Origin of the sequence: Glacieibacterium arshaanense, assembly GCF_004681125.1 — a bacterium.
Lineage (GTDB): Bacteria > Pseudomonadota > Alphaproteobacteria > Sphingomonadales > Sphingomonadaceae > Polymorphobacter_A > Polymorphobacter_A arshaanense.
Map to the genome: position 1 here is coordinate 553,723 of NZ_SIHO01000002.1, position 17,339 is coordinate 571,061.

At 66.3% G+C, this 17,339-nt stretch carries 14 protein-coding genes and 1 tRNA gene; 7 read left to right on the forward strand and 8 right to left on the reverse strand.

Annotation, left to right across the window (positions count from 1 at the left end; all coding sequences use genetic code 11):
* Position 1 precedes the first annotated feature (1 nt).
* The 3 genes from EUV02_RS08900 to EUV02_RS08910 all read left to right on the forward strand — a co-directional run bounded on the left by EUV02_RS08900 (position 2) and on the right by EUV02_RS08910 (position 4,164).
* Positions 2-682, forward strand: a complete 681-nt coding sequence (locus tag EUV02_RS08900) for an ABC transporter ATP-binding protein (protein WP_135245885.1) — start codon at positions 2-4, stop codon at positions 680-682.
* Between the two features lie 14 nt (positions 683-696).
* The gene (locus tag EUV02_RS08905; protein WP_135245886.1) at positions 697-3,216 is read left to right on the forward strand and encodes an ABC transporter permease; all 2,520 of its coding nucleotides are present in this window, start codon (positions 697-699) and stop codon (positions 3,214-3,216) included.
* Between the two features lie 150 nt (positions 3,217-3,366).
* Entirely contained in the window at positions 3,367-4,164 is a 798-nt protein-coding gene (locus tag EUV02_RS08910) for a crotonase/enoyl-CoA hydratase family protein (RefSeq protein ID WP_135245887.1), read from the forward strand.
* Between the two features lie 21 nt (positions 4,165-4,185).
* Here EUV02_RS08910 and EUV02_RS08915 read toward each other — a convergent pair.
* The 3 genes from EUV02_RS08915 to moaA all read right to left on the reverse strand — a co-directional run bounded on the left by EUV02_RS08915 (position 4,186) and on the right by moaA (position 6,254).
* Positions 4,186-4,260: transfer RNA gene (locus EUV02_RS08915), tRNA-Asn, on the reverse strand.
* Between the two features lie 174 nt (positions 4,261-4,434).
* Positions 4,435-5,214 carry an NAD kinase gene (locus tag EUV02_RS08920; protein WP_135245888.1) on the reverse strand — a complete coding sequence of 260 codons (780 nt, stop codon included), beginning with the start codon at positions 5,212-5,214 and terminating at the stop codon, positions 4,435-4,437.
* Positions 5,211-6,254 carry a GTP 3',8-cyclase MoaA gene (gene moaA, locus EUV02_RS08925; RefSeq protein ID WP_135245889.1) on the reverse strand — a complete coding sequence of 348 codons (1,044 nt, stop codon included), beginning with the start codon at positions 6,252-6,254 and terminating at the stop codon, positions 5,211-5,213. The genes EUV02_RS08920 and moaA overlap by 4 nt, the downstream gene beginning before the upstream one ends.
* A 127-nt stretch (positions 6,255-6,381) precedes the next feature.
* Here moaA and EUV02_RS08930 point away from each other — a divergent pair, with 127 nt between their 5' ends.
* Positions 6,382-8,208 carry a putative bifunctional diguanylate cyclase/phosphodiesterase gene (locus EUV02_RS08930; protein WP_166430573.1) on the forward strand — a complete coding sequence of 609 codons (1,827 nt, stop codon included), beginning with the start codon at positions 6,382-6,384 and terminating at the stop codon, positions 8,206-8,208.
* 14 nt (positions 8,209-8,222) lie between these two features.
* Positions 8,223-8,870: a DsbA family oxidoreductase gene (locus EUV02_RS08935; protein ID WP_166430574.1), complete on the forward strand. Its 648-nt coding sequence runs from the start codon at positions 8,223-8,225 to the stop codon at positions 8,868-8,870.
* On the opposite strand, the gene mfd is transcribed toward EUV02_RS08935, so the two are convergent.
* Together mfd and EUV02_RS08945 are read right to left on the reverse strand one after the other, a co-directional pair.
* Positions 8,758-12,351: a transcription-repair coupling factor gene (mfd, locus tag EUV02_RS08940; protein ID WP_135245892.1), complete on the reverse strand. Its 3,594-nt coding sequence runs from the start codon at positions 12,349-12,351 to the stop codon at positions 8,758-8,760. The two genes, EUV02_RS08935 and mfd, sit on opposite strands and share 113 nt — an antisense overlap.
* A 106-nt stretch (positions 12,352-12,457) precedes the next feature.
* Positions 12,458-12,739 carry a succinate dehydrogenase assembly factor 2 gene (locus EUV02_RS08945; RefSeq protein ID WP_135245893.1) on the reverse strand — a complete coding sequence of 94 codons (282 nt, stop codon included), beginning with the start codon at positions 12,737-12,739 and terminating at the stop codon, positions 12,458-12,460.
* 72 nt (positions 12,740-12,811) lie between these two features.
* On the opposite strand from EUV02_RS08945, the gene recG reads away from it, so the two are divergent.
* Positions 12,812-14,878: an ATP-dependent DNA helicase RecG gene (recG, locus tag EUV02_RS08950; protein ID WP_135245894.1), complete on the forward strand. Its 2,067-nt coding sequence runs from the start codon at positions 12,812-12,814 to the stop codon at positions 14,876-14,878.
* 81 nt (positions 14,879-14,959) lie between these two features.
* Here the strand turns inward: recG and EUV02_RS08955 are convergent, their stop codons facing one another.
* From EUV02_RS08955 to EUV02_RS08965, 3 genes are read right to left on the reverse strand one after another with little or no spacing between them, the layout of a single operon-like run.
* Positions 14,960-15,355, reverse strand: coding sequence for a cupin domain-containing protein (locus EUV02_RS08955; RefSeq protein WP_135245895.1), 396 nt, complete (start codon positions 15,353-15,355; stop codon positions 14,960-14,962).
* A 21-nt stretch (positions 15,356-15,376) separates the two neighbouring features.
* The gene (locus EUV02_RS08960; protein ID WP_207790149.1) at positions 15,377-16,087 is read right to left on the reverse strand and encodes a cytochrome c3 family protein; all 711 of its coding nucleotides are present in this window, start codon (positions 16,085-16,087) and stop codon (positions 15,377-15,379) included.
* Entirely contained in the window at positions 16,084-16,668 is a 585-nt protein-coding gene (locus tag EUV02_RS08965) for a hypothetical protein (protein ID WP_135245897.1), read from the reverse strand. The genes EUV02_RS08960 and EUV02_RS08965 overlap by 4 nt, the downstream gene beginning before the upstream one ends.
* Positions 16,669-16,844: 176 nt before the next feature.
* Between EUV02_RS08965 and EUV02_RS08970 the strand changes: the two genes are divergently transcribed.
* Positions 16,845-17,339 carry a tetratricopeptide repeat protein gene (locus EUV02_RS08970; RefSeq protein ID WP_135245898.1) on the forward strand — a complete coding sequence of 165 codons (495 nt, stop codon included), beginning with the start codon at positions 16,845-16,847 and terminating at the stop codon, positions 17,337-17,339.

A 17,339-nucleotide genomic window follows, 5' to 3' on the forward strand; every position in this document is an offset into this window, starting at 1 on the left:
CATGCTCAAGCTGTCATCACTGCGCAAAGCCTATCGCACCGAGTCGGTCGAAACGACCGCACTCGACAACATCGACCTGCAGATCGACGCGGGCGAATTCGTCGCCATCATGGGGCCGTCGGGCTGCGGCAAGTCGACCCTGCTCAACATCATCGGGCTGCTCGACCGGCCGACGGCGGGCGACTACAGCCTCGAAGGCCGCGAGGTCGCGCGGCTGACCGAAAACGAACTCACCGACATCCGCAAGCGCCGCATCGGTTTCATCTTCCAGAACTTCAACCTCATCGACGAGCTGTCGGTGCGCGAGAATGTCGAACTGGCGCTGCTCTATCACGGAATCAGCGCCGCCGAGCGCAAGACCCGCGTCGACGCCGTGCTCGACAAGGTCGGCATCGCGCACCGTGCCGGCCACCGCCCGAGCCAGTTGTCGGGCGGCCAGCAGCAGCGCGTCGCCGTCGCCCGCGCCGTGGTCGCGGCACCGCCGATGATCCTCGCCGACGAACCCACCGGCAACCTCGACACCGCGCACGGCGAGGAAGTCATGCGGATGCTGCGTGCCTTGAACGACGACGGCGCGACGATCGTCATGGTCACGCACTCGCCGGCGCACGCCGACTATGCCAGCCGCACCGTCAACATGCTCGACGGCCGCGTGCTGATCGAAACCCGCCGCGCCGCCTGAAGGAGCGCCCAGCCATGCTGAAAAATTACATGACCGTCGCGTTTCGGTCGCTCGCCAACAACCGGGCGTTTGCGCTGATCAACATCCTCGGCCTCGCCATCGGCATGGCGGCGTGCCTGCTGCTGCTGTTGTTCGTGCGCTACGAAACGACTTACGACCAGTGGCTGCCGGGGCATGAGACCGCCTACCAGGTGCAGACCTTCCACAATGATCCCGAAAATGGCCGTACCAGCGCGCAGCAGATGTCTGCCTATGTCGTCGGGCGCACGCTCGCCAAGGATTTCCCCGAAATCGCGCAGGTTGCCTATGTCAGCATGGGCAAGCCGGTCATCCTTCAGGACGGCGCAGCGACCACTGCCGAAGTCATGATGGCCGAACGCAACTTCCTTGATATCGTCCAGCTGCCGTTGGTGCGCGGCGACCGCCGCACCGCGTTCCGCGACATGAACTCGCTGCTGCTGACGCAATCCGAAGCCGCCAAGCGCTTCGGCAGCGCCGACCCGATGGGCAAGACGCTGTCGATGGTCCGCAACGGCAAGACCGTCGACTACCGCGTCACCGGCATCCTCAAGGACATTCCGCGCAACTCGCATATCAAGATGGCATATCTGGTGCCGTTCAACCCCGATCTGATGGGCTGGCAGCCGGAATTCTACAAAGCCTATGGCTGGAACAGCGGCTACAACTATGTCCAGCTCAAGCCCGGCAAGAGCTTCGCCGACATCGAACCGCGCCTCGCCGCCTGGGAAAAGCGAAACATCGCGCCGAACAATGTCGGCGGCACGATGGTCAGCGAAGGCGATACCACCGACTGGAAGCTGGCGCCGGTGACCGCGGTCCACCTCGGCCCGGCGACGGATTCGGCGATGACGCCGACCAATGATGCCAAGAGCATCACGACATTCGCGCTGATCGCGCTGCTCATCCTGACGATGGCGTGCATCAACTTCACCAACCTGTCGACGGCGCGTGCCGGCCACCGCGCCCGCGAAGTCGCGCTGCGCAAGGTCATGGGCGCCAGCCGCCGCCAGCTCATCATCCAGTTCCTCGGCGAATCGCTGCTCGTCGCGGGCCTCGCGATGGTGGTCGCACTCGCCATCGTCGAACTGGTGCTGCCGCGGCTGTCGGACTTCCTCGGCGCCGATCTCAACCTGCGCTACTTCGGCGATGGCGGCGTGCTGCTGCCGGTGCTCGGGCTGACGCTGCTCGTCGGGCTGGCGGCGGGTGCCTATCCGGCGCTGGTGCTGTCGGGCTTTGATCCGGCGCCGGTGCTCAAATCGAACCGCTCGGGCACTGAAACAGCCAGCGGCGGCGTCGCCCGGCTGTTCGGCGCGGGCGGCCTGCGCAGCGCGCTGGTGGTGCTGCAGTTCGCGGTGTCGATCGCGCTGACCATCTGCACTGCCGTCGTCACCGCGCAGACCTTCTACGCGCGCTCGGCCGACGCCGGTTACAGCCGCGACGGCTTGCTCCAGGTCACCGGCATCGGCCGCAAGCAGATCCAGCCGGTCGCCGACAATATGGTCGAAGCCATCGGGCGCATCGACGGCGTCCACGGCGTCGGCCGCACCACCATCGGCGTCGCCACCGACAGCCGCATCAACACGCTGGTGCGCGTCGACGGCAACCCGCAGCCGGTGCTGATGAGCAGCTACAATGTCGACACCGGCTTCTTCAAGGCGATGGGGCTGAAGCCGCTCGCCGGCCGCGATTTCGACCGCGCCAATCCGCACGACGACGCGCAGTTCCCCGAAGGCGACATGGCCGCGCAAGCCGCACTCGCCGGCCGAGGCATCAACATCCTGGTCAACGCCAGCGGTGCCAAGCAGCTCGGATTTGCCAACCCCGCCGATGCCGTCGGCAAGACCATCCGCACCGGCATGGTCGACGAAAAGTTTGGCCTGGTGCCGACCACCATCGTCGGCGTCGTCCCCGACATCCAGCTGCGCTCGTTCCGCGAGCCCGTCGAGCCGATTATGTTCGTCTATGACCGCAGCTACATGTCCGACATGGTGGTGCGTGTCGACGCCGCCCGCGCCGGTGCTGTGCGCGACAAGGTCGAGGCGGTGTGGAAATCCTACGCCGCGCAGGTGCCGTTCGAGGCGCAGTTCGCCGATGCCATCGTCGCGCAGCAGTATGACGCCGACGAAGCACGCGCCAAGACCTTTGCGGGCTTTGCAGGCCTCGCGATCTTTGTCGCCTGCCTCGGCCTCTACGGCCTCGCCGCCTTCACCGCCGAGCGCCGCACCCGCGAAATCGGCATCCGCAAGGTGCTCGGCGCGCGCAACCGCGACATCGTCCGGCTGCTCGTCTGGCAGTTCTCGCGGCCGGTGCTGATCGCCAACCTCATCGCCTGGCCGGTGGCGTGGTGGCTGATGCGCGACTGGCTCGACGGCTTCGCACGCCGCATCGACCTCGGTCCGCAGTGGTTCGTGCTCGCCGGGCTGCTGGCGGCCGGTATCGCTGCCGCGACGATCATCGGCCACGCACTACGCGTCGCGAGCCGCAGCCCGGCACTGGCACTGAGGTACGAGTAGGAAAGGGCCTCCGGCGGGCAGGGGCTAGCCCCTGCACCCAATAATAGGGTGCAGGGCTCAGCCCTGCCCGCCGGAGGCTCTTCACGCTTTCCCACTGGACGCCGCTGCGTTTCTTGCCGAAACAGGCGCGTCCATCTGGGGAATAGAACCATGTCCATTGTTGCCACCGAAAAACGCGGCGCCATCGCTATTCTGCGTCTGACGCGTCCCGAAATGATGAACGCGCTCGGGGCGCCCGGTGACGGTGCGGCGATCGAGGCGGCGTGTGCCGAACTCAATGCCGACCAGTCCATTCGCGTCATCGTGCTGACCGGCGAGGGCAAATGCTTTTCGGCGGGCGGCGACATCAAGGCGATGGCCGAACGCAGCGGCGCGTTCGCCGGTAGCGGCGTCGATATCCGCGAAGGCTACCGGACCAACATCCACCGCGCCGCGCGCGCGCTCTACGGGTTGCAGCTGCCGGTCATCGCCGCCGTCAACGGCCCGGCGATCGGGCTGGGCTGCGATGTCGCGTGCATGGCCGATGTGCGGATAGCCTCGGACCGCGCCAAGTTCGGTGTGACTTTTCTCAAGCTCGGGCTGGTCCCCGGCGACGGCGGCACCTGGCTGCTGCCGCGCACCATCGGCATGAGCCGCGCCGCCGAGCTGTTCTTCACCGCCGATGTCGTCGATGCCGCGACCGCCGAACGCTACGGCCTGGTCAGCCGCGTTGTCCCGCATGACACGTTGATGGACGAAGCACTGGCCATGGCCGCCAAGATGGCCGCACTGCCGCCGCATGCGCTGCGCATGACCAAGAACATGCTGCGCCAGGGCCAGGGCATCAGCTACGACACCGCGCTTGAGCTCGCCGCCGCCAACCAGGCCGTCGCGCACCTGACCTATGACCACGAAGAAGGCGTCCGCGCGCTGATCGACAAGCGCGAACCCAAGTTCGAGGGGCGCTAATCGCGCACAATGTAAGGAAAATGGCTCCCCGGGTAGGATTCGAACCTACGACCATCCGATTAACAGTCGGATGCTCTACCACTGAGCTACCGAGGAACGAGGCGCGGGCTATAGCAATGCGTTTGCGGGACGACAAGCGCAAAGCGGATTAAATCTGCATGAAGCTGAAGAGCCTCCGGCGGGCAGGGCCTCAGGCCCTGCACCCGATTGTCTGGCGCTCTTCAAATGGGTGCAGGCCTCAGGCCTGCCCGCCGGAGGCTCTTCCCAGCCTCAGCTCAAAAACTGCTCGAGCGAAATCCGGTCATCGAGCGCATATTCGGGGTCGAACAGCAGTTCGAGCGACACCGATTTGTCGGTGGTGATGCGGACATGTGCGACATCGCGGACTTCGAGCTGGTCGGCAACCGCGCTGACCGGGCGCTTGTCGGCTTCGAGCACGCGGAATTCGACCACCGAGGCGTCGGGGATCAACGCGCCGCGCCAGCGCCGCGGCCGGAACGGGCTGATCGGGGTGAGTGCCAGCAGGTCGCTCGACAGCGGCAGGATCGGGCCGTTGGCCGACAGGTTGTAGGCGGTCGAGCCGGCGGGCGTTGCCACCATGACGCCGTCGCACGCCAGTTCCGCCATGCGGACGCGGCCGTCGATGCTGATTTCGACCTTGGCGACCTGGCGGGTTTCGCGCAGCAGTGACACTTCGTTGATCGCCGGCGACGCAACGGTGACGCCAGCGACGGTGGTTGCCGTCATCGCCAGCGGGTGCAGCGTAAAGCCCTTGGCCTTGCGCAGCCGCCCGTGCAGGTCGATGGCGCTGAATTCGTTCATCATGAAGCCAATGGTGCCGAGGTTCATCCCGAACACCGGGCGCGGCCGGCGCTCATGCAGCGCGGCGTGCAGCGTTTGCAGCATGAAGCCGTCGCCGCCGAGCGCTACGACGATCTCGGCATCGTCAATCGGCACCCAGTCGTACAGCGTGCGCAGTTCCTCGGCCGCGGCTTCGGCCTGCGGCGTCGGCGATACCAGCAGCGCGAGACGGTCGGACTTATAGCTCATCCGCCGGTGACACTCATGTGGCGCTTGACCGCCGGCGCGCGCGCGGTGCGGTCGATGATGAAGTCGTGACCCTTGGGCTTGCGCGCGATGGCCTCATTGAGCGCGACGTCGAGCGCAGCATCGTCAGGGCTGGCGCGCAGCACGGCGCGCAGATCGGCGGCATCGTCCTGGCCGAGGCACATGAACAGCGTGCCGGTCGCGGTCAGTCGCACCCGGTTGCAGCTTTCGCAGAAATTGTGCGTCAGCGGCGTGATGAACCCCAGCCGCTGGCCGGTTTCGGCGACGCGCACGTAGCGCGCCGGGCCGCCGGTCGAATCGGGTAGGTCGACGAGCGTGCGCGTGCGTTCGAGTTCGGCGCGCACGGCCTTCAAGGGCAGATACTGCTCGTTGCGGTCGCCGTCGATCTCGCCGAGCGGCATCGTTTCAATCAGCACGAGGTCGTGACCCTGCGCCGCGGTCCAGTCCAGCATCGCGCCGAATTCGTCATCATTGACGCCGTTGAGCGCCACCATGTTGATCTTGACGTGCAGCCCGGCGGCCTTGGCGGCAGCGATGCCTTCGAGGACTTGCGGTAGCCGCCCCCACCGCGTGATTTGCGCGAACCGGTCGGGGTCTAGCGTATCGAGGCTGACGTTGATCCGCCGCATCCCGGCATCGAACAGCGGCTGCGCATATTTCGCCAACTGCGAGCCGTTAGTGGTCAGCGTGATTTCTTCTAGGCCATGGCCGATATGGCGCGCCAGTTGCTGCACGAGCTCGACGATGCCGCGCCGGACCAGCGGCTCGCCCCCGGTCAGCCGCAGCTTGGTGGTGCCGCGCCGGATGAAGGCGCTCGCCAGCCGGTCGATCTCCTCGAAGCTCAACACATCGGCCTTGGGCAGGAACGTCATGTTTTCGGACATGCAATAGACGCAGCGGAAGTCACAGCGGTCGGTCACCGAAATCCGCAGATAGCGGATGGCTCGGCCGTACGGATCGACGAGCGGGGCCGTCGATGGCCGCGGCGCGACCGGCGTGCGTGTTACGGTGACCGTTTCCATGGTGCCAAATTGGCCGCTGGCGCGTGCGAAGTCCACCCCTGCGCGCTTGTGGCAACTTGTGGAACGTCTCGAACGCGCGCTTTTGTCGAAAGTTGCTGGCCGTATGCAGGCAGTCGCGCTACGATTAATGGCGCAAAATGATTGGCCACCGATGCTCAAGGCGAACAATCCCGCGATCCTGATCTTTTCGCCGCGATACGCGCGCGAGCTTGAAGCGGTGACGGTGGAGGCCGGGCTCGATGCAGCGGTCGTGCGCACGCTCGAACAGGCGCTTGCCGGATTCGCCACCCCCGAAACGCGGAGCATCATCGTCGATGCGCGCGGCGCCTTTGTCGCCGGGCTCGGCGCAGCGCGCGAACTGGCGTTGCAGGTCGAAGCGCGGCGCGGCGCGTTGCTGGTCCTGCTGTCGAAGAACGATGCCGAGGCCGAATCGACGGTCGGGCGTGCCGGGGCGACGCATGTGCTGACCAGCCCGTTTTCTAATTCACAGCTGGTGTCGGCTATCGGTTTCAGCCAGCTGCATGTCGAACGGCTCGACAATGTCGCCAGCGGCCGCAGCGTCGACAGCGATGCCTCGCGACGCGATCCGCTGACCGGGCTGGCGTCGGCGGCGCATGTCCGCGGCTGGCTCGAACTCATCCTCGCAGCGCCGTCGGATTATGACCCGCGTGCAATCCTGTTGATCGTCGCCATCGGGCGCTTCGGCCAGCTCAACGCCGCCTATGGCCGCAATGTTGCCGATGCGGTGCTCAAGGACGTCGCCGCGCGGTTGCAGGCGGTGGTGTCGGCATCGGCGGCGCTGGAGACCGTCGAACCCCGCATGGTCGCGCGGCTTGCCGGCGCCGAATTTGCGCTCGTTCTGCCCGGGCCAGTGCGCCTATCGGACGCGACGCAGCTGGCAGAACAGGTCAATGCGGTGTTCGAAGACGACTTTATTGTAGGCGACAACCGCATCCATCTCGGCTGTCGCATCGGTATTGCGGTTGCCGATTCGGTGGCGAAACCGGCGGACAGTCACGAAGTGGTCAGTGCGGAGGCCACCGAGGTGCTGTTTCGCCAGGCCAGCGCCGCGCTGTTGCAGGCGCGCGCCCGCGAGCCCGGCAGCATCGAGGTGTTCCAGTCGGCGCCGGGCGCCGAGCGCATCCTGCGTATGGCCGGGCTCGAGACCGACCTGCGCACCGCGCTCGTCACCAACCAACTTGAGATGGTGTTCCAGCCGCAAGTCGAAATCAGTTCCGGGCGTATCGTCGGTGCCGAGGCGCTGGTACGCTGGCAGCATCCGGTGCTTGGGCAACTGTCGGCCGAAACGCTGCTCGAGGTCGCCGAAAGCGCCGAGGTCGCGGTGCTGCTCGGTGACCGAATTCGGGAACTGGCGCTGTCGGTAGCGGTCGCATCAAATCCCGACCTGCACGACCTGCGCATGTCGATCAACGCCACTGCCGCCGATCTCGCCGCCGAAGGTTTTGTCGAGGCGATGGTCGGCGCGCTGGTGCAAACCGGCTTTCCGCCGGACCAGTTGATGATCGAAGTTACCGAAGGCGACCTGATCGCCAACCTCGATGTCGCCGCAGCGACGTTGCAACGGCTGCGCGCGCACGGCATCCGCATCGCGCTCGACGACTTCGGCACCGGCTATTCGAGCCTAGCCTATCTGCGCGCGCTTCCGCTCGATTTCGTCAAGATCGACAAGCGCCTGGTGGCCGACTTCGGCGGCGACAGCCGCGACCGCATCGTCGTCCAGTCGATCATCGAAATGGCGCACGGGCTGGGCATGTGCGTGATGGCCGAAGGCGTCGAAAACGCCACCCAGCTCGAAATGGCTGCCGCTGCCGGCTGCGACTGGTACCAGGGTTTCCATTGCGCCCCGGCGATGTCGGCCGAGGCACTGGCGGTGTTCGTCAAATCATGGAATGCCGACGCTGCCGAACAGCCGGCGCCGCGCATCGCAAGTTGAGGGAGGAATTGGCCATGACGCCAGCAAGTGCAGTGACAACAGTCGACATGGTGTCCGATTTCATCTGCCCGTGGTGCTATATCGGCATGCGCAATCTCGATGCGGCGCTGACCGCCGGCCAGCCCGTCGCTTGGCGCTGGCACCCGTATTTCCTCAACCCCGGGCTGCCCAAGGGCGCCGACCGCAACGCCTATATGATCGCCAAGTTCGGCAGCGTCGAACGCGCCCGTGAGCTCGGCAAGAATGTCGAAGCCGCCGCCGCCGACGCCGGGCTGGCGCTCGACCTGTCAAAGGTAAAGCATCTGCCCAATACCGCCGACGCGCACCGGCTGATGCGCTGGGCAGCGGGTGCCGGCGTCGCTGACGCAGTGGCACGCGCACTGTTCGTGGCGCATTTCGAAGCGGGCGCTGATATCTCCGACGCCGATGTGTTGGTGAAGATCGCCGAGGGTGCGGGCATGGACGGCGCGTTGGTCCGCGACTTGCTGGCCGGTGACGCCGACCGGACGCTTATCGAGGATCAGGCCGAGCGCGCGCGCGATTCGGGCATCACCGGCGTTCCCAGCTTCGTTTTGAACGGAAAACTGCTGGTCGTGGGGGCACAGCCGCCGGCGGCGTTGGCTTCGGCGCTGGAGCAGTCGGCGCAGTTGGCTTCACAGTAGGCTTGACTGTCGCGCCTTCGGCAATCCGCGCCAGCGACTTCGATAGCGCCAGCGCACCCTTGAGCCGTGCCTCGGTGCCGCCCCATTCGCCGCCGACGAACAGTTTCTGGTCGGGGCGGAACTTGGCGCGTTCGCCCAGCCGCGCGACATAGTCGAGCAAGCTCGCAGTATTGCGGAAGCTGTTGTTCTGGAACGTCACCACCGCGCCCTTCGCGCCGGCATCGACTTTGGCGATGTTGGCGCGCGTGCAATATTGCTTGATTTCGAGCACGGCGAGCAGGTTGGCGACTTCTTCGGGCAACGTCCCGAAGCGGTCGATCATCTCGGCAGCAAAGCCGTCGATCGCGGCGCGGTCGGGGAGTTCATTGAGGCGGCGATAGAGCGCCATCCGCAGGTTGAGATCGGGGACATAGTCCTCCGGAATCAGGATCGGCGCATCGACGGTGATCTGCGGCGAGAATGCCTCGTCGGGCGCACGCAAGCCGGCACCGGTGGCACGCGCCGCCAGGATCGCGTCCTCAAGCATCGACTGGTACAGTTCGAAGCCGATTTCGCGGATATGCCCAGATTGCTCGTCGCCGAGCAGATTGCCGGCGCCGCGTATGTCGAGGTCGTGGCTGGCGAGCTGGAAGCCGGCACCGAGCGAATCGAGGCTCGACAGCACGTGCAGCCGCTTCTCGGCGGTCTCGGTCATCACGCTGTCGGCGGGCGTCGTCATATAGGCATAGGCGCGGACCTTGGCGCGCCCGACGCGGCCTCTGAGTTGGTAGAGTTGAGCAAGGCCGAAGCGGTCGGCGCGGTGGATGATCAGCGTGTTGGCGCTGGGGATATCGAGCCCGCTTTCGATGATGGTGGTCGACAGCAGCACGTCATACTTGCGGTCGTAGAACGCGCTCATACGCTCCTCGACTTCGGTCGGTGCCATCTGGCCGTGCGCCGTCACATATTTAACTTCGGGGACATTCTCGCGCAGGAATTCCTCGATATCGGGCAGGTCGGCGATGCGCGGTGTCACGAAGAAGCTTTGTCCGCCGCGGTAATGTTCGCGCAGCAGCGCCTCGCGCAGCACGACCTCGTCCCACGGCATCACATAGGTCCGCACCGCGAGCCGGTCGACTGGCGGCGTCGCGATGATCGACAGTTCGCGCAGGCCCGTCAGCGCCATCTGCAGCGTTCGCGGGATCGGCGTCGCGGTCAAGGTCAGCACATGCACGTCGGTCTTGAGGTTCTTCAGCCGCTCCTTGTGGACGACGCCGAAGCGCTGCTCCTCGTCGACGATGACCAGCCCGAGGCGTTTGAATTCGACCGACTTCGCCAGCAGCGCGTGCGTGCCGACGACGATATCGATGGTGCCGTCCGCGAGGCCCTCACGCGCCGCCTTGGCGTCGGCGGCGGTGACCAGGCGCGACAGCTGGCGCACCTCGATCGGCAAGCCAGCGAAGCGCTCGCGGAAGTTGGCGAAATGCTGGCGTGCCAGCAGCGTCGTCGGGCAGATGACGGCTACCTGATGGCCCTCGATGGCGGCGGCATAGGCGGCGCGCAACGCCACCTCGGTCTTGCCGAAGCCGACATCGCCGCAGACCAGCCGGTCCATCGGCTTGCCCGATGACAGGTCGCCCAGCACATCGTCGATGGCGCGCTGCTGGTCATCGGTTTCGGCATAAGGGAAGCGGTCGACGAAGGCCGCCAGCCCGTGCGCGTCGGGGCTGATGATGTCGGCTTCGCGCAGCGCGCGCTCGGCGGCGATCTTGAGCAAATCGCCGGCGATTTCGCGGATGCGGTCCTTCATCCGCGCCTTGCGGTTGGCCCAGGCGACGCCGCCGAGCTTGTCGAGCCCGACGCCGTCGCTGTCCGAGCCGTAGCGCGACAGCACGTCGATGTTTTCGACCGGCACGTAGAGCTTGTCGCCGCCGTCATAGGTCAGCCAGACGCAGTCGTGCGGCGCGCGCCCGACCGAAATTGCCACCAGCCCCTCGTAGCGCCCGATGCCGTGGTCGGCATGCACCAGCAGATCGCCCGGCGTCAGCATCGACAGCTCGGCCAGGAAGGCATCGGCCTTGCGCGCCGAGCGCCGTCGCCGCACCAGCCGGTCGCCGAGCATGTCCTGCTCGGTCAGCACCGCGAGGTCGGGTGTGCTGAAGCCGTGGTCGAGCGCAATGACGGTCAGCGCGACCTGGCCCGCCGTTGAGGCCGCCAGCGCCTCCTGCCAGCTGTCGACCAGCACGGTGTTGGTGACGCCATGGTCGCCAAGCAGCCCGTGCAGACGCTCGCGCGAGCCGGCCGAATAGCTGGCAAGCACGACACGCATTTTCTCGACATGCAGCGTCGCGACGTGATGGTGCACGGCTTCGTAGATATTGGCCTGCGCGGCGCGTTCGGGGGCGAAATCGCGTGCCGAACGCACGCCGCAATCGATAGTGTCGCGGGTGCCTTCGGGGACGCTGTAGGGCGAGGTCAGATGGACGTGGCGCGCGCTGCACAGCACCTTCCACTCCTCGGGATCGAGGTAGAGCGCGTGCGGCGGCAGCGGTCGGTAACTGCCCTTTTTGGCGGTCAGCGCGGTGGTGCGGTTGTCGTGATAGTCGGCAATCGCCTCGAAGCGCGCTTCGATCGCAGCCTCGGCGCCGGCTTCGCGGATGATCGTGCAATCGGGCGTCAGATAGTCGAACAGCGTGCCGAGCTTCGCTTCGAACAGCGGCAGCCAATGTTCCATCCCCGCCAGTCGTCGCCCGTCGCTGATGGCGCTGTAGAGTGGGTCGCCGGTCGCGGTGGCGCCGAAGCGTTCGAGATAGGCGCCGCGGAAGTTGCGGATGCTGTTTTCGCTGAGCAGCACCTCGCCGACCGGCAGCAGGTTGAACCCCGTCGAGGCGCCGATCGTGCGCTGCGTCGCCGGGTCGAAATAGCGCATCGTCTCGATTTCATCGCCGAAGAAATCAAGCCGCAGCGCATGCTCCTCGCCCGCCGGAAACAAGTCGAGCAACCCGCCGCGAATCGCGAATTCACCGGCATCGACCACGGTGTCGGTGCGGACAAAGCCGTTCGCGGTCAGCGTCGCCGCCAGCCGGTCACGGTCGATGCGCATCCCGGGCTTCAACGCCGCGCTCAGCCCCGCCATGCGGTCGCGCGGCAGGATCCGCTGCAACACCGCATTGACCGTGGTGACCAGCAGTTCGGCGCCCTCGTTGGGTTGAACCAATGCCGCCAGCGTCGCCATGCGGTCCGCCGAAACGCGCATCGACGGCGAGGCACGGTCATACGGCAAACAGTCCCACGCCGGGAAATAGCGCGTCGCCAGCTCGGGCGCGAAATAATGCGCCGCGTCGAGCACGCTGCGCGCCGAGGCTTCGTCGGCGGCGATGAACACCGCGCGCCCCTTCGACGCCCGCGCAACATCGGCCATCAGCCACGGCAAATAGCCCGAGGCGCAGCCGGCCAAGGTCAGCGGGCGCCGCGCGGTGACGAAGTTGCGCAGGTCGATCATCGGCTAAGAGCCTCCGGCGGGCAGAGCCTCGGGCCCTGCACCCATATGAATTGACAGCCCCAAATATGGGTGCAGGGGCAACCCCCTGCCCGCCGGAGGCCCTTCATCATCGCATCGTCCGTGAAATCGTATCGAGCCGCTGCAGCTTTTCCATCCACGGGCTTTCAAACCGCGCCGGCACCACCTGCGTGCCGATCGCCCAGGCCATGACATCGACGTCCTGTTCCTCGAGCAGCGCTTCGAACCAGTCGAGCGCGGCGGCGTCCCATTCTGGGAGGTAAGCGTTGGCGAAGCCGCCGATCATCAGGTCGGCTTCACGGGTGCCGCGGTGCCAGGCGCGGAATGCGGCGCGGCGCTTGCGGAAGTCGAGTGATTTGGGTTCGGTCACGCAGCGCTCCAACGCCAATTAGCGCCGCACCGGTTTATCCGGCGGGCGCGTTCAGCTAGGCTCCCCTTTACCATGCGCCCCGAAACCCTCAACCCGCTGTTCGCTGAAGTCTCCGCGCTGCCCGGCGTCGGCAGCGCACAGGCGCGGCAATTGGCGCGGCTCGGGCTGACGCGCGCGGTCGATCTGCTGTTCCATTTGCCGGTAATGGCGCTCGAACGCGTCAACATCGACGAACTGGATCTGGCCTATGTCGACCGGCTGGTGACGATCGATCTCGAGGTGCTGTCGTATCAGTCGGGCGGGCTGCGCGCGCCGATGCGGGTGCGCTGCCGCGACAAGGCCAACACCTGGATCGACCTCGTCTATTTTGGCCAGGCCGGCGGTTACGCACGGAAATTGCTGCCGATTGGCGAGGCGCGCCTCGTGTCGGGCAAGCTCGATCGCTACGGGCAGGGGCTGCAGATGGCGCACCCCGACTTCGTGCTCAAGGTCTCCGAGCGCAGCCAAATTCCCGAACGCGAGCCGGTCTACGGGCTGACCGAAGGCATCACCAACCGCCGCATGGGGGTGTTGGCGCAGGCCGCCTTAGCGCGCGCGCCTGAACTGGCCGAATGGATCGAACCGTCGGTGATGGCGCAGCACGACTGGCCCAGCTGGCGCGACGCTTTGGCGCAGGCGCACCGGCTCGAGGACGAGGTCCTGGCGCATGATCGGCTGGCCTATGACGAACTGCTGGCGAATCAGCTGGCGCTGCTGCTGGTGCGCGCGTCGGCGCGGCGGCGGCGCGGCCGGCCGCTGGCGGGCACCGGCAAATTGACCGAGGCGCTGCTGGCGCGGCTGCCGTGGCCGCTGACCGGCGCGCAACAACGCTCGGCGCGCGAGATTGCCGGCGACATGGCGCAGGCCGTGCCGATGCTGCGGCTGCTGCAGGGCGATGTCGGCTCGGGCAAGACGCTGGTGGCGCTGATGGCGCTGCTGACTGCCGTCGAATCGGGCACACAGGGCGCGTTGTTGGCGCCGACCGAAATTCTGGCGCGCCAGCATCATGCGAACCTGCTCAACCTGCTCGACGGGCTGCCGGTGCGCGTTGGGCTGCTGACCGGCCGCGACAAGGGCCGCGCGCGTGCCGAACTGCTCGGGGCCTTGGCGAACGGTGAAATCGACATTCTGGTCGGCACGCACGCGATTTTCCAGGATGCGGTCGATTATCAGGCGCTGGGGCTGGCGGTGATCGACGAACAGCACAAGTTCGGCGTCGCGCAGCGGCTGATGTTGGCCGCCAAGGCCGATGTGCCGCCGCATTTGCTGGTGATGACCGCGACACCGATCCCGCGCACGCTGGCACTGACGGCTTACGGCGAAATGGACCAGTCGCGGCTCGACGAACTGCCGCCGGGGCGGCAACCGATCGAAACGCGCGTCACCGCGCTCGAACGCCTGCCCGAAGTCGTCGACGGACTGGCGCGCCACCTTGCGGCGGGCAAGCAGGCCTATTGGGTGTGTCCGCTGGTCGAAGGCACCGAGTCGGGCGACACCGCCGCCGCCGAAACCCGCGCCGCCGCGCTGAGACAGCGCTTCGGCGACACCGTCGGCTTGGTCCACGGCCGGATGAAAGGACCCGACAAGGACGCGGTGATGGCCGAATTCGCCGCGGGCCGCTTGCAGATGCTCGTCGCCACCACCGTCATCGAAGTCGGCGTCGATGTTCCCAACGCCTCGCTGATGATCATCGAAGCCGCCGAACGCTTCGGCCTCGCGCAGCTCCACCAGCTGCGCGGCCGCGTCGGGCGCGGCACCGCGCATTCGGTGTGCCTGTTGCTGCGCGGCGGCGACATCACCGAAACCGCACGCGCCCGGCTGGCACTGATGCGGCAAACTAACGACGGCTTCCGCATCGCCGAAGAAGACCTGCGGCTGCGCGGCGCGGGCGAAATGCTCGGCCACAAGCAATCAGGCGAACCCGAATTCAAACTCGCCGACCTCGACCGCATGACCGCGCTGCTGCCGATCGCCCGCGATGACGCGCGGCTGCTGCTCGACCGCGACGGTGGCCTCGACAGCGAGCGTGGCCGCGCCGCGAGGGTGCTGTTGTATCTGTTTGAACGCGATAGTGCGGTGGCGTTGCTGAGGTCAGGTTAAGGGCCTCCGGCGGGCAGGGGTGACCCCTGCACCCAACAATCGGGTGCAGGCCTCAGGCCTGCCCGCCGGAGGCCCTTCAACCTACTCCGTGGTCTTCCCATCATACTCTTCATGCAACGCCTCGGCATCGGCACGCGTCAGCGCGATGATGCCGTCGACGTGCTGCGGCGGCGCGTAGAGCGTGTAAAGTCGCATCAGCTTGTCACCGGTGTTGATGACATTGTGCTTGGCGCCGGCGGGCACGATCATTGCGAAGCCGCTTTTGATGTTGCTGGTCTTGCCGTCGATGATGATTTCACCCTTGCCCTTTTCCACGCGGAAGAACTGGTCGTGCGTGGTGTGGACTTCGGCGCCGATGTCTTCGCCGGGTTTGAGCGCCATCAGCACGAGCTGCAGGTGCTTTCCGGTGTAGAGCACCTTGCGGAAGTTGGCGTTGTCTTCGGTCAGTTCCTCGATGTCGGCGATATAGCCCTTCATGGTCGTTTCCTTTGTGGGGGGTCAGTCTTCGTCGCGTTCGCCGCCCTCGCCACCTTCGCCGCCCTCTCCGTCGGCGCTGCGGTGGCACTGGACGCAATTGTCGAGGTTGGTGGCGCGGACCTCGCGGTGTTCGGCGCGGATCTGTTCGGGGCGGTGTTCGTGGCAGCCGTAGCAGGTGTAGCGCGAGGTATCCTGCCGGATGTGGCAGGTCGCGCACGGCACATTGTGCGGGCCGGTCAGCGCGAAATAGCGCGCATGGTCGAACGTCGCGGGGGCCCAGGCCTTGGTGGTGTGGCAGCTCGCGCAATCGCTGCCGAAGTTGCGGTGCATCGGCGTTTTGGGCGCGGCGTGGCAGGTCGAGCACTGGCGCTGAACCGCCGGCGCCAGCAGCGCATGGCTGAAGCTGAGCGGTGGCTGCGCGCCCATGTGATCGGTGTGGCAACCGAGGCAGTCGACCCCGGCCAGTTTCTGGTGGAACCCCGGTTTCGGCGGCACGATCGCGACGCCGAGGCTAGTCTTGCGACCGATGTCCGCTACTGCGTGACAGGTGGTGCAGCGCGTCGCGCTGACGCCGCGCCACGGCACATGGCAGGCAAAGCAATCGGTGGCGAGCTTGGCGTGCGCCGGCATCAGCGGCCCCGATCCGACCATCGGCAAGGGTTGCACGAACGCCAGCGCGATGATGCCCGCCAGCAGCGCGGCGATCAGCGCGAGGAAGATCTTGCCGTTCAATGCCAGCCCCAGAACAGCGCGGTGCTGATGATATGCGCCAGCGCCAGCACCGCGAACGCCAGCGTGATCGGCACGTGCAGGCTGCGCCATTGCTTGATGATGCCGTAGGTCAGGCTATCCCAATACATCTGCGCTTCGATTTCTGCGGGGTCGCTACCATGGGCCGCGAGGTCGGTGCGCGTCTGGCCCATGCGGGCCCGCGCCCGCTGCAGCAGATACTTGCCGGTCAACCCGCTGAGCACGTTGATCAGCATCGCCCCGACTGCGAGCCAGGCGAGTAACGCGTTGAAGTGAATGCCGGCATGGACCAGAATCAGCAACGCGCCGGCCCAGGCCCAGCGTTCATGCCGGCGCAGCCGCACGACGGGGTTGAACGGCTTGATCCATTTGCGCTTGGCCAGCGAATAGCTGAACGAGCCGAGGATGATCGCGACGCCGACAATGCCGAGATAGCGACCGATCCACACCAGCCCCGCCAGATGCAGCACCAGATCGATCAGCAGCACGCCGCCGATCAGCGCCGCGAACGACAGCGCGAACGGCAGGATTTCCCGCGTCAATATGCTGGTGCGCCAAGCCATCGGCGGTTCAGCCTCGGAATTCGCGTTGGTCGTACATTTCCACCTCGTTAAACTTTAACATACACCCGTTTCGCGGCCGTAACCTTGATGTTAATCAAAGCCACACATCGCGCATCGGTTCCATCATGCGCCAAGCAAACTTGCCCTGCGTGGCGGCGCGGGCTAGGCGTGGCAGCATGAGAGTTTGGGTTTTGGGGGCATTGCTGGCGCTGGCGGCACCGCTGTCGGCGGCGATGCCGTGGGCGCAGGGCGTGCTCGACGCCGGTTTAAGCGCGTACGCGGCGGGCGATTACAGCCAGGCGCATGCGCAGTTCACCACGCTCGCCAATCACGGTTCGGCCATCGGCGAAACCATGCTCGGTACAATGTATGCGCGCGGGCAGGGCGTTGCTGCCGATCCCGCCACCGCCGCGACTTATTGGTTCCGCGCTGCCAGCCGCGGCTATGCGCCAGGGCAACTGGCGCTGGCGCGGGCGCTGGCCGCCGGCAAGGGCGTCAACCGCGATACCGATGATGCCTGGGTATGGGCGCAGCTTGCGGCAGCACGTGGCGACGCGGAGCTGCGCGCCGAAGCGCTGGAGCTCGCCAAGCGGCTTGAGTTGGCACTCGCCCCGGCCGAAGTTGAAGTGCTCAGCAAGCGCGTCGAAGGCTGGCGGCCGTGGCCGCAGTGA